Annotated in this window: 12 protein-coding genes; 7 read left to right on the forward strand and 5 right to left on the reverse strand. The window is 38.8% G+C overall.

Translation table 11 applies throughout. The features are described 5' to 3' along the window. Window positions 1-58: 58 nt before the first annotated feature. The 3 genes from V7K36_RS17050 to V7K36_RS17060 are packed head-to-tail and all read right to left on the reverse strand — an operon-like array spanning window position 59 to window position 2,354. Entirely contained in the window at window positions 59-283 is a 225-nt protein-coding gene (locus tag V7K36_RS17050) for a hypothetical protein (protein WP_335117639.1), read from the reverse strand. Then, window positions 259-534, reverse strand: a complete 276-nt coding sequence (locus tag V7K36_RS17055; RefSeq protein ID WP_335117641.1) for an AAA family ATPase — start codon at window positions 532-534, stop codon at window positions 259-261. Before V7K36_RS17055 ends, V7K36_RS17050 begins: the two co-directional genes overlap by 25 nt. 2 nt (window positions 535-536) lie before the next feature. Continuing rightward, on the reverse strand, window positions 537-2,354 hold the full coding sequence (locus tag V7K36_RS17060; RefSeq protein WP_335117642.1) for a type I restriction-modification system subunit M N-terminal domain-containing protein: 1,818 nt from the start codon (window positions 2,352-2,354) through the stop codon (window positions 537-539). Between the two features lie 662 nt (window positions 2,355-3,016). Between V7K36_RS17060 and V7K36_RS17065 the strand changes: the two genes are divergently transcribed. The 4 genes from V7K36_RS17065 (at window position 3,017) to V7K36_RS17085 (ending at window position 6,815) form a co-directional block, all read left to right on the forward strand. Next, window positions 3,017-4,321, forward strand: coding sequence for a M16 family metallopeptidase (locus V7K36_RS17065; RefSeq protein ID WP_335117644.1), 1,305 nt, complete (start codon window positions 3,017-3,019; stop codon window positions 4,319-4,321). 116 nt (window positions 4,322-4,437) lie between these two features. Further along, window positions 4,438-5,301 (forward strand): fructosamine kinase family protein, encoded by an 864-nt coding sequence (locus V7K36_RS17070; RefSeq protein ID WP_335117679.1) that lies wholly within the window; start codon window positions 4,438-4,440, stop codon window positions 5,299-5,301. 616 nt (window positions 5,302-5,917) lie between these two features. After that, window positions 5,918-6,388: a hypothetical protein gene (locus tag V7K36_RS17080; RefSeq protein ID WP_335117645.1), complete on the forward strand. Its 471-nt coding sequence runs from the start codon at window positions 5,918-5,920 to the stop codon at window positions 6,386-6,388. A 25-nt stretch (window positions 6,389-6,413) separates the two neighbouring features. Next, window positions 6,414-6,815, forward strand: coding sequence for a hypothetical protein (locus V7K36_RS17085; protein ID WP_335117646.1), 402 nt, complete (start codon window positions 6,414-6,416; stop codon window positions 6,813-6,815). A 135-nt stretch (window positions 6,816-6,950) separates the two neighbouring features. Here V7K36_RS17085 and V7K36_RS17090 read toward each other — a convergent pair whose 3' ends face one another. Continuing rightward, on the reverse strand, window positions 6,951-7,271 hold the full coding sequence (locus tag V7K36_RS17090; protein WP_335117648.1) for a TMEM14 family protein: 321 nt from the start codon (window positions 7,269-7,271) through the stop codon (window positions 6,951-6,953). Between the two features lie 107 nt (window positions 7,272-7,378). Between V7K36_RS17090 and V7K36_RS17095 the strand changes: the two genes are divergently transcribed. The 3 genes from V7K36_RS17095 (at window position 7,379) to V7K36_RS17105 (ending at window position 11,682) form a co-directional block, all read left to right on the forward strand. Beyond that, window positions 7,379-8,707, forward strand: a complete 1,329-nt coding sequence (locus V7K36_RS17095) for an ATP-binding protein (RefSeq protein WP_335117649.1) — start codon at window positions 7,379-7,381, stop codon at window positions 8,705-8,707. A 260-nt stretch (window positions 8,708-8,967) separates the two neighbouring features. After that, entirely contained in the window at window positions 8,968-10,257 is a 1,290-nt protein-coding gene (locus V7K36_RS17100; protein ID WP_335117651.1) for a tellurite resistance TerB C-terminal domain-containing protein, read from the forward strand. A 96-nt stretch (window positions 10,258-10,353) separates the two neighbouring features. Beyond that, on the forward strand, window positions 10,354-11,682 hold the full coding sequence (locus V7K36_RS17105; protein WP_335117652.1) for an ATP-binding protein: 1,329 nt from the start codon (window positions 10,354-10,356) through the stop codon (window positions 11,680-11,682). A 197-nt stretch (window positions 11,683-11,879) separates the two neighbouring features. Here V7K36_RS17105 and cdiI read toward each other — a convergent pair whose 3' ends face one another. Continuing rightward, window positions 11,880-12,221: a ribonuclease toxin immunity protein CdiI gene (cdiI, locus tag V7K36_RS17110; RefSeq protein WP_335117653.1), complete on the reverse strand. Its 342-nt coding sequence runs from the start codon at window positions 12,219-12,221 to the stop codon at window positions 11,880-11,882. Window positions 12,222-12,887 lie beyond the last annotated feature (666 nt).

Raw genomic sequence — 12,887 nt, forward strand, 5'->3', positions numbered from 1 at the left:
GTTCAGCCTTTAATGTCAGTAATCTGCTGACGGGCTGGATTAGTTATTTACGGACTGATTACCGTGATTCACTAATCAACGAATCGCACGATATGCTCTTCTCATTAGGAGTTAAGTCGTAACGTTCTGCTGAGTTGTATGCCTGTTGCTGTAGCCTTCGTTGCTTAATTCTTTTACGTCGGTCTAGGTAATGGGGTAATTGCTCCTCTTCATCTTTTTGTGTTGTTTGTTCGCCATATTCTTCACGTGGTTGATGTACTAAGTATTCAAAAGAAATGTCCACTGCATCAAACTGGAGTTCAGCGTGAAAGTACTACGATTAATTTTGATATCACTGGTGTTAAAAGCTATTGGCTTACTTTTAGAAGCAGTGAACTTGGGTAATACCTGCGATAGCAGAATCCGGAGTGCATCAAGCACAGTGGATTTGCCAACGCCGTTTATCCCAACCAGTAAATTCATACCGGGATGGAAATCAAAAGTTACCTGCTCAAAGCCACGAAACTGAGTAAGTGCAAGTTGTTTAAGTCTCATGTCTACATTGTTACACTTATTTGCCCTGTAACTGCTGCTGTAATCAGTGCGGTGTGACGCTCATGTAAGAGTTCAATTGTACTTGTAGCTACAGAAAGTAATTGATCTAACTTTGAAGTTGCTTCTTTAAGGTATTCAATAATAGCTTTTCGTTCTTCTGGAGGTGGTACTACAATTGGTAGTTCCTTAATATTTGTTGTTGAAATTGAAGCCAGATTAGTAGTTTGTTTTGAACGAGATTCAAAGTATGCTTTTGCATAGTGTGAGCCGATTACAGTAGTTAACCAGTCAGGTTCAATATTATGGCATCGCACTGCAAAAACATGATTTTGATGTAAACAAGGATCAATAGAACCGTCCCAAACAGCACCACGCCCTAGCTTGTCAGCATCACCACCTTCATTCATTAAAACATCACCTTTTTGGAGTTTGAATGAGGATATTTCTTCTGGTAAAACTTCAATTTTAGCTATGTCTGATAAATCTAGATATCCATCTTGAACATTTGCAACACGAAAATATGGTACAAGAACTGTTTCACGATTACCAAAATTACGCCCCTTGGTTACTCCTGTTCTCACTTCGCCTAAAAACTTGAGATTGATCACTTCCCAATGCTCAGGTATATAGTTGAAAAACTCAAAACTCAAATTTTGTAAGGAAACATCAGGATTTAGCCCATGAGTTACAGCATGAGTAATTAGAGCACGGCGCTTTTCTGCCAGTAAATCAAGCAGACGCTCTCTAGCTGAGATGAGTGTCTCTATTGTGGCGGTTTCACGATCAAGGTAATTTGCGATCGCAATTTGTGTAGAAAGAGGAGGGATGCTAACTTCCTGCGAAAAATACTCTTCTGCATCAAGATTTTGAATCCCAGTTGTCTGCTTAATAAATGCAAAAACTACACGATTTGACCAGAGTGAATAGAGAAGATACGCTCCAAATCTTGAAGAAATAACTTTTGGATTGGGACGAATAAGCTCAAGAAAGTTAGAGCAAAGAGCAGGTTCGTTTAAATTAAATGAGACAACACGACCAACTGGTTGATTATCCCCACCCCCCGACTTTTCAATAATTAAGTCTCCGGGTTTTAGTTGTCGTGTAACTATTTCCCGTGGATCATATTCGCGTCTAGTTAAGTTTGTAATTCTGTGGCTAATCTTGTCTGTAAGGAAGTCAGCTGCACGAATACATATTACTCCCTCACCATTTTTTGGATCTTCTCCCCAAGCACCAATTACTCGATGAGTAAACAAGAACTTGAGGGGAATACTTTTCCACCCATTAAATAATGTGGATACAGTATTATCAGGATGCAGGTTAACATCACAAAATTTAGAAACAACAAGGTAGAGAATATTTGCTTCACGCATCTTCTCAATTTCAGCAGTAAATTCAAATCGCTCGAAAATTTCGTAAACGTTTTTTGAGAAGCCTTTAATGTAGCTAATGAGATGTTGATCTATATTGTTGGGATCACCCTTCAACTGCTCAAAATCAAGTTGCGATCGATTATGAAAACGTTGCCCTGCTACCTTATTCAGCATTGCATCTAGGGCATCATCCTTAAATGTATCTTTCCTCTTGTAATATTCCTTTAGTACCTGCGGTTTAGTTAGCGCAAGTACACAATCAAAGCGACGCAGCACCGTCATTGGTAACATTACACGCTCGTACTGCGGTGGGCGGTAAGGCCCCCGTAATAAGTCAGCAATTGCCAAATGAAGTTGGAGAGTTGGTGATGGTCTGCCATGTGTGTCTATATCGATCTGCTTATTATATCTACATTTCGGGGCGCAGAAAGATAGTTTTACAGCCAACCTGAGAGTTTTAGGAAGTATGACTATTCTTCAGGAAAGCAGGAGAGCGATCGCTAATACACATTGCACAGGCAGAATCACTGTGTCAATAATCGCCGGATGAGAGGGTAAGGGACTTCCAGAAAATAAATTATCCAATTTACTCAGATAATATTTTTCTTTCTCCCTCTGCGCCCTGCTCCCCTGCCTACACAGCGATCGGATATTTTATTTAGTTGGAAGTCCCTTGCCCTGGATCTAACTACAGTATTACATTAATTCGTAGCAAATAAAATTTGGCAATACCCTGCAATGCCAATGCGTCAGCTTACATTGCCAATGCATCAGCTTACACTGCCAATGCATTTCTCTACATTCAAAACGCTACGCTTTGATGCGAAACTGTACTAAGTTGACACGCATAACATCTATAGGAATCCGATTTGATTTCTGAAAACATACTGAGACTGAAAATCCCGTTTGATCAGGGTTTTATCCGAAATCTTGTTCAAAAATCAGATATGAGTCCTATATGTGCATCTACAGTATATTGGTACACTCTTCAAGCAACTTTGATGCAGTGGGTAAACTAGCGATCGCTACTTGAAAACAGGGGCTTGGCCTCTATGATTTTCGGTCACGGATAAGATAAAGGAGTAACATAGCTCCTCATACAAGTACCAATGACCTCAACCTTGCGGAAATTTCCTCGTCTTAATACCCCAACCCTGCATCAGTTGCCCAATGGTTTGACAATCATCGCCGAACAGATGCCAGTTGAAGCTGTAAACCTGAATGTATGGATTAAAGTTGGTTCAGCAGTAGAATCTGATGCCCTTAACGGCATGGCTCACTTTCTAGAGCATATGATTTTTAAGGGAACAGAACAACTAGCTAGCGGCGAATTTGAACGTCGAATTGAAGAGCGTGGTGCTATTACCAATGCCGCTACTAGCCAAGACTATACTCATTACTATATAACCACTGCACCCAAAGATTTTGCCGAGCTTGCTCCACTACAAATAGATGTAGTATCTAATGCTAGTATTCCTGATGATGCTTTTGAACGTGAGCGATTAGTAGTTTTAGAAGAAATTAGGCGTTCAGAGGATAATCCCCAGCGCCGGACATTTCGACGGGCAATGGAGACAGCTTTTGATGAGTTACCTTATCGCCGTGCGGTATTGGGGCCAGAATCGGTGATTGCCGAACTTAAACCCCAGCAGATGCGGGATTTTCATGCTAGTTGGTATCAACCTCAGTCAATTACTGCTGTAGCTGTGGGCAATTTGCCTGTAGAAGAATTAATTGCAACCATTGCCGAAGGATTTACAAAAGCCACTAAAACTCCCGACTCCCAAGCACAGACGCGATTAATCGCGTCTCTAGCAAATCCCCGCTCACCATTAAATCCTGAGTCAGCATTTACAGAAATTGTCCGTCGAGAATTTATAGATGAAAGTCTCCAGCAAGCAAGGCTAGTGATGGTTTGGCGGGTTCCAGGAATGACTAACTTAGAACGCACCTATGGACTAGATGTTTTAGCAGGAATTTTGGGACATGGACGGACATCAAGACTGGTGAGGGATTTACGAGAAGAACGGGGATTGGTTTCTTCAATTTCTGTGAGCAATATGAGCAATCAGCTACAAGGGACATTTTATATTTCAGCTAAATGTGCAGTAGAAAATTTAGCACAAGTAGAGGATGCGATCGCTCAACACATTCGCCAAGTACAAACCGAGTTAGTCACAGAATCAGAAATTGCCCGTGTGGGGCGGCGAGTAGCTAACAGATTTGTTTTTGGTAATGAAACACCAAGCAATCGCGCTGGGTTGTATGGTTACTATCAGTGTTTGGTGGGAGATTTAGAACCCGCCTTTAACTACCCAACTATCATTCAGAGCCAAGATGCAACTGACTTGATGCAAGCTGCCAAAGAGTATCTTTCCCCAGATGCTTATGGTGTAGTTGTCGTTAAGCCCTAAATTAGAAAATGGGGCATGGGGCATTGGGCATTGGGGAAAACGAGAATAATTAATAACTAATACCCAATGTCCAGTTACTAATCCAAAATCCAAAATCTAAAATTCAAAATTGCATGATGTGGACTCAAATCGATGCTCATATTAGCCAGGTAACTGGCGAAAAATTTCAGAGTCAGCAACGGCGATCGGTTGGTGGCGGGTGCATCAACCAAGGTTATGCTGTTTCCAATAGTGAGATAACCTACTTTGTCAAGCTTAATCAAGCATCCCAACTTGCGATGTTTGAGGCTGAGGGATTGGGTTTAAAGGAAATGCTAGCAACAGCTAGTATTCGCGTCCCAAAACCTATTTGCTGGGGTGTAGCTGAGAATTCTAGCTACATCGGGTTGGAATGGTTAGAACTTGGTAGCGGTAACAGTAATTCGTGGGAAGAGATGGGGCGCAAGTTAGCAGCGATGCATAAAGCCAGCAGTAGCGAAGGTTTTGGTTGGAAAATTAACAATACTATTGGTTCAACGCCGCAAATCAATACTTGGACAGCAGACTGGGCAGAATTTTATATTAAACATCGCCTGGGTTATCAATTTCAGTTGGCAAGGCGACGGGGAGGAAATTTACCTCAGCAAGAAAAATTACTCGCAGCTATCGCTGAACTATTGGCGAATCATCAGGTGCAACCTTCTTTAGTACATGGCGACTTATGGGGCGGGAATGCTGGGTGTACAGGCTCAGGAGAACCCGTGATTTTTGATCCAGCAACTTATTTTGGCGATCGCGAAGTTGATATTGCCATGACAGAATTGTTTGGTGGGTTTCCCGCAGCATTTTACAAAGGTTATAACGAAGTCTTTCCTTTAGATCCAGGCTATGAGCAGAGAAAAACACTTTATAACCTATATCACATTTTGAATCACTTCAATTTATTTGGCGGTGGTTATGCTTCCCAAGCGAACCGGATGATTGACCAGATTTTGCGCTAACTAAACTATTTCATTAATTCGTAGCGAATTAAATTTGGCAATACCCTGCAATGTCAATGCGTCGGAATGCATTATTAATCGCCGTGACAATTCTTATAGCTCTAACCCACACTACGAATTTTTAGATGTAATATAAATACTGGGTGAGAAGTATGTTTTTACTGATAGAACCAAAGATAAAGGTTTTGGGGTTATTTTCAACTGCTTGTGATTCTGCCAAACAATTCTCACTAATCCGAGGTCAAAAGATTGTAAGTTGTGGATCACAGGGTCTACAGTCTGATAATGAAAAGAAATCGGCATGGACGCGCCAAAGTTTTAACACAGTCAGAGATACAGCTAATTTTCAGTGATGGCTTAGACAATGACCGCGATAAAACCTTTTCTATCATAAAATATAAACACGTCAAACCCCTAACGTATAAGCAATACAGCCATTGTTAAATATTTTTAAGCTATATTCAGAAATATTTAATCATAAAAAACACATTTTATGTAAAAAATAGCTTAAATTAAATCTACACACAAGATAGTTAAGCAAACAAATCTCCGCACAGATAAGTCTAGCTTATGTGTGTTCTGGTAACGACTTGTGGATTATGAGGAAGTACCAAAAATGACCCAAATTAAAAATTCAGTAGGAATACCTCAACCATATCCTATCGCCTTAACTCCACAAAAAGTAGAGCTATTTACTCCTATTCATTACATACAGACTACACAAGAATTAGCACAATTTCCTTATCTTCAGACACAACCAAATTTTTTTGGACTCTCCAAAATTGAAGAATTAGTACGAAAATTATCTGAGCTAGAGGGTATAGAAATTGTTAAGCCGATATTTCAAGATGTACATTCAGTTACTTTTAAAATTAAATTATTTTCTTTATCTGAACACGAAAATTTTGATGAAGATGATATTCAATTTCATATTCAAATTGAATCTAATAATTTAGATGAAATTTGGACTATTGCCCAAAATTTAGTTTTGAAAACTTGTTCTGATTTAAGAGATATTACTGGAGAAAAATGGTATTTTTTCACAAAAATAGTAGAAGATTTTAGTAATCCAGCACTTGAATTTTGAAAGTGTCAAGCATCTACTGTAAAATATGCCAAAGTCTTCTAGTGTTCATTTTAAACAGGCTGAACTAAACGAAGAAGCCGCAAAAATTGCAGCCCAATCAGAATGTTATGATTGGGCTGTTATTATGTGTTTTTATGCAGCACTTCATTATGTAGAAGCTCATGCAATATTTCACAACAAAGATATTTATTCAGACTATTCATATGTTTACACTCAACATAATAAACGTATAGCCTATGTTCAAGACGTAAGCTATGAAAAATCTGGTGATGTGTTAGGTGCTGCGCCGTTTGAAAAACTTTATCTAGCAAGTATGAAAGCACGTTATCTGGAAAATATAAAATGCTATTCAAAAAAATATTTTAAATTAAGCTTTAATAAATATTTTGAAGAACTATCAACAGTCAAAGAACTAGTAAAAATTTGAGGTTCTGCATTTATATTATCCAGCTTAAATGCCGATTAGCTTATCACTGCTGCAAATCATCACCTCCCTCACTCTAGAAGAACGTCTTAATAGGTGACAAAAAATAGGAGGGTGGTTATTGCTTGGAGACTGATGCTACCTTAAAGCCACCATTTGATTTACCATCACCACCAATGCCAGCACACCCAAAATCGTCATTAATCCCGCAGGCATAAACTTGCGTGTTTTAGCCAGTCGAAATGCAAAGACTACAACTAAAACACCAGTAACTAACACTGCTAAAATCGAACCCCAGGTTTGTCCTTGAAGTTGAAAATAAGCCGCAAGTATTAGTAATAAACCGCTAATGCTACCACTTAAGAGTGAAACCCTACTTCTAGCTTGAATGTAGCCAATAATGCCACCAGCGATCGCTAATATGCCGTAGGCAAAAGCAGCAACTATACCTAAATTCATTGTTAAAACCCATCTAGATTTTGACTTTAATGCCGCGTCAGCAGACAATTTACCATAGCTATTTAGCTATACCACACAGTTAATTGATGGATAATTAAGCGATACCAATGGCAAGTACTTCCTCATATACAAAGGTTTACTATCTCCAGCGCCAAGCAGCCTCACTTTTACTCTACCAATCTGTTCTGCAAGGCGAAGTGGGGATGGCATTTCTGGAACTGTTGCAAGCTATACGTTACACTGACGCCGATGCACGGGGTTGCCTCCAAGCCTACGGCAGTTACTTCCACGCTTTGGCTACTAGAAATCAAAACTGGGAAGACTATTTAATTACTCAAATTCTCTTCTCTGAGAATCCATTTACAAAGCTGGCCCAAGTGCGAGAATTTGAGGATTTACCTCCAGCTTTAGTAACAGCAGTTCAGCATGATTTACAAATATTGCAAAGTCTCCATGAATGTAGCAGCGCTTCTTTGAGCGAATGGATACAAGGCATAGCTAATATGCCGATTTCACCAGTAGTATGGTATAAAGAGCAAGAATTGGTAGGAGTAGAGACAAAGTTCGCTACATATCTACAAGAGTTAGATAATTGGGGTGATGCTGTAGAAGAGTTAGCAGCTTATTATCGGCAATATGGCTCTGGTTTATTTGCAGAATATCGCGCTTTACGCTGGCAAGCTGGACAGTTTATTGGTATTCGGTATTCTGACCCGATTAAGCTAAGTGCGCTTGTCGGTTACGAGTCTCAAAGAGATGCTTTGCTCAAAAATACAGAGTTTTTATTATCAGGAGAGATGCCACTCCATGTATTACTTTACGGTAGTCGCGGTTCTGGCAAATCTTCTTTAGTGAAATCTTTGTTGAATGAATATAGCAATCGCAGCCTCCGCTTGTTAGAAGTTGCAAAATCTGACTTAAAAGACTTACCAGAAATTGTGGAACATTTACGGGGAGTGTCACAAAAATTTATCATCTTTGTCGATGATCTTTCTTTTGAAGAAGATGATGATGCTTTTAAAGCCCTCAAAGTAGTTTTAGAAGGTAATTTAACCGCGCGTCCCCAAAATGTAGTTGTGTATGCTACTTCCAATCGCCGTCACTTGATTCGGGAGTTTTTTGTGGATAGACCTACCCCCAAGGATAACGAGGAAATCCATGCTTGGGATACGATGCAGGAGAAGCTTTCGTTTAGCGATCGCTTTGGTTTAACCTTGACCTTTGAACCAGCCAATCAGAAAACTTATTTGATGATTGTACAGCATCTAGCCGCACAAGCTGAAATTAACATTACCCAAGAAGATTTGGAATTTCAAGCATTACAATGGGCAACTCGTCACAATGGTCGTTCTGGACGCACAGCACGCCAGTTTGTTGATTTCTTAAAAGCAGATTTAACAATTTTTGGTACAAATAACAATACATCCAACACCTAGCGTTAAGTATTTTTCTATAGGAATCCGGTTTGATTTATGAAAAGATATGTAGGGTGTGTTAGCGACAGCGTAACGCACCAAACCCTTGATAATGGTGCGTTACGAACTTCGTTCTAACACACCCTACAATACCTAATTTTGTTCAAAAATCAAGTAGGAGTCCTATATGTGTTTTTTAATTACGAATTACGAATTACGAATTACGAATTATGATGAGAGCTACTTATTCTGATAATTTAATTACGCTAAAAACCAGCAATATGCAATCAGTAATGATCAGCAATCGATTGATACTAGGGATAGTTGCCTTTAGTGTGAGTTTTGGACTTAGCCTTGTGCCAAACTGGGATTTTAATAAAGCCTTTCTCACAGGTGTAATTACTGCCGTTACTATCTATGCAGCAGCATTATTCATAGATAGACGACGCAGAAATTATGAAATGTTTGTTTTAGGTTCTCTCCGCAAGCGAATTAAAGATATGGAGGGATTGAAGGCTCGTGTTGTCAGAGAAATAAATCAAATTGAAGAACATCATAATTTATTATATGCTGAGTCACAACAGCTGCAAAATCAAGTAACAGAAAGCCGTAACCAAAGGGATAATCTACATCGAGAATTAAGAACATTTGCCGGACAGAAAAAGCAGTTAGAAACCGAAATTATTAGTCTGCAAACTGAAATTAATAACTTGCAGAAAAATCAAGTAGAATTAAACAATACTTTCTCTGTACTCACAGCAGAGAAGCGCCGTCTAGAGTCGAATTGTAATGTATCTCGCACTGAAATCACCCAACTGCAAAATCAAATTTCCGAGCTCCAGCAGGAGAAACAAGAAATAGAAAGCAATTTAACTCTTTTAGGCAGACTCAAACCCCAATTAGAAGAAAAACTACACGAACTGCGAATTGCAATTCAAGAGCTAGAAGTTGAGACAAACCAAAAAAATCAATTACTTATAGCGACAAAAACCGAAAGAGAAAACATCCAAGCTATCCTGAATCATTCACAAACCCAACTGGTAGAACAAAAAGCTGAATTACAGCAGTTGCAAGGGCAAGTTTCATTATTGCAAGAAGAACGAGACTCATTGCAAAATCAAGTATGGGAATTACTTCAACAAATAGAAACATTCAATCCAGAACCTTTGTCTAATAATTCCCAAGAAGATGATATCGAATTGCTTCCTTTTTCTGAAATAATTGAATCTTCAGCAATCATAGACACTTCGGAAGTTGACACATCGGAGAATATACCCGAAGAATGGACTAATTTTCTAGAAATTCTCCCAGGATATGAGTTACAAGTATTAAAAGCTATACTCGAACAAGATAATCCCAATGCTGCTATTAAAAAAATTGCCGAAGCAAACATTACTATGCCGAATCTATTAATCGATTCTATAAATGAACGGGCAAATGATACTATTGGTGAATTAATAATTAATACAGATTCGGAAAGTCCAGAAGTTTACCCTGAGCATCTGACGTATGTCAAAAAAATGATTGCAATGTATGACTATCTCATGGCTAGACATACTTCGTCAAATTAAATTATTATTGCCGTCCTCAGATTAGTAGTAAAGTGAATATGTACCTTACCTACCTACTGCGTGCTTCTGCGTTGAGAATAAAGTGAAATGTAATACATGGCAAAGCTGAAAATCTCGAAAAAAATCTCCACTGCTTTAATCAATTCCCTTGGTGCGGGAGTAGTACCAAGAGTGGGAGTTGAATATATAGCAGTAGGTCGAGAAAAAGAACTCAAAAGCCTATTACAAAATCTCGATGATATTGCAGAAGGTGTAGCAGCATTTCGCTTCATAATTGGTAACTACGGTTCTGGGAAAAGTTTTTTACTGCAACTAATCCGCAACCGGGCTATGGAGCAAGGTTTTGTAGTAGCTGATGCTGATTTATCCCCTGAACGCCGATTAGCTGGAAGCAACAATGAAGGTGTAGCTACCTATCGAGAATTAATGAGCCACCTAGCTACAAAAACTCGTCCTGATGGTGGTGCTTTAGTCTCTATTTTAGAAGGATGGATTAATAAAATTCAACAAGAAGTGGTTAAAGAAACTGAAATGCGTCCGAATGACGATGGTTTTGATGACCAAGTTGAATCTAAAATTAGGGAAGTAGTTCAGTATATTGAAGACTTAGTTCACGGTTTTGATTTTGGTAGCGTGATTATCGCTTATTGGCGTGGCTACCGATTGGATGATGATAATTTAAAAAATGCGGCGATGCGCTGGTTACGTGGAGAATTTACTACTAAAATTGAGGCGAAAGCAGCTTTAGGAGTGCGGGTAATTATTGATGATGATAGTTGGTATGACTATATAAAATTGTTTGCTAAATTTGTAGCTGGAATTGGCTATAAAGGACTGTTAATTTTAGTTGATGAAGCCGTACATTTATATCAAATATCTACTACAGTCACGCGGGAAAAAAATTATAATCGACTCCTCGCAATGTTTAACGACACCATGCAGTGCAAAGCAGAACATCTTGGCATTGTTGTTGGTGGAACAACTAAATTTTTAGAAGACCCCAAACGGGGACTTTTTGCAGACCAAGCTTGGCAAAGACGCACAAAAGAAAGTCGTTTTGTTACACAAGCTAATGTTCAGGAACATTTAGGGCCAGTGATTCGGTTAAATCCGTTGAGTGAAGCAGAAATCTTGACGCTTCTGCAACGTTTAGCTGAGATTCATACACTCAATTTTGGCTATGAACAGACTTTGACAAATCGTGAGTTGAAGGAGTTTGTGCAAGAAATTATTAATCGCTTGGGTGCAGAAGCATTACTTACACCAGGGGAAATTGTGCGAGATTTTATGAGTGTGCTGAATATTCTTCACCAAAATCCAGGAATTGCGTTTGGTGAATTAATTCATGGCTCTAAATTTAAACCTACTGCTATGTGTAAAGATGCAGATGTGGATGAGGATAATGCAGCCGAATTTAGTTTGTGATTAGCAAACCAGGGATGCGGAGGCAAATGTATGGTGTGTTACACTTTGTTTTTTTTATGCTTTAGGTTAATCACTTAACTTGCTAGTACAGCACGGCGTAAATCCACATATCATCTCAATTAACAAGACTTGGGTCTTAATAAGGGGCTTAAGCCCCTTGTTAAAGTTAGGTAAACTTCAGCCACAGTCTACTAGTACTATTCAGATAATTGTTCGAGTACATTTTGAACCTCATCTGCCTTTTCTGGATTAAGTTCAATGTACCTTTCAGCCGCTATTTTGAGATATTTTTTGAATATTTCCTGAGAAACTATTATTTCATCTTTATCTAGAAAGCTAAAGCGAACTCCATCAAACCTATCATCAGCATCTTCGCTAGGAAATTCACAGATTGCATATTCACTACCATAACCAGTACCTTCAAGAAGATAATTTAATGCATCAGGGAAAGAGATACCCTCCATTGCATTAAAGTATGACTTGACTATCCAGTATGGATCAGTTCTATAGTCTACGGCGTCAAATAATTGTTTGAGCATAAAAAAAGTTTTCTTTCTTAATGCTCAATATACTAAACCAGAAGAACAAGCCGATTTAATACGCTTGGGTTAAAGCTTTATCCTCCCTAACCCTCCTTAAAAAGGAGGGAATTAGAGCAAGTCTTTTTAAGCAAGCAGTAGGACTGTTTCATTCGATTAGCTAGGGATTTTGTCAAGAGCATGAGCAACAAGCATTAGCATTTGTATTTTGAAGTTTAACAGTTCTTACCTAAGCGATCGCAAAAGCATAGGTAGCTTAACTCACTTTAGGAGACAAGGGAAAACCTCGTTTCCAGCCTCTGACTGGAAATGCACCTCAATTGCGGCTCTGTCGCAAGTCTTGCCTCATTACGCATTCACACTCTTAGACTATTGGTGACAACTTAAGAAAAAGGTAAGCTTGTCAACAGGTGGATAACTCGATTAATGGTGTCAAGCTACAAATTTGGGTAACTTGGCTATTTTATGCTGTTTTAATTCATGTGGCTGATACAGTTGCTAACGGATCGTACTCAGAAAATCATCTGAGTCTTTAACAAATTTTTTGAAAAATTCACAATAACACAACGTTTTCTAAAGTGTGTGTAAATCATATTTACACCACTATCAGTAGTATGTAAACGTATATGAATATTTCAATAGTTATCTAGCTATTGCTCAATATTT

The organism is Nostoc sp. (assembly GCF_036919555.1).
Classification (GTDB): Bacteria; Cyanobacteriota; Cyanobacteriia; order Cyanobacteriales; family Nostocaceae; genus Nostoc.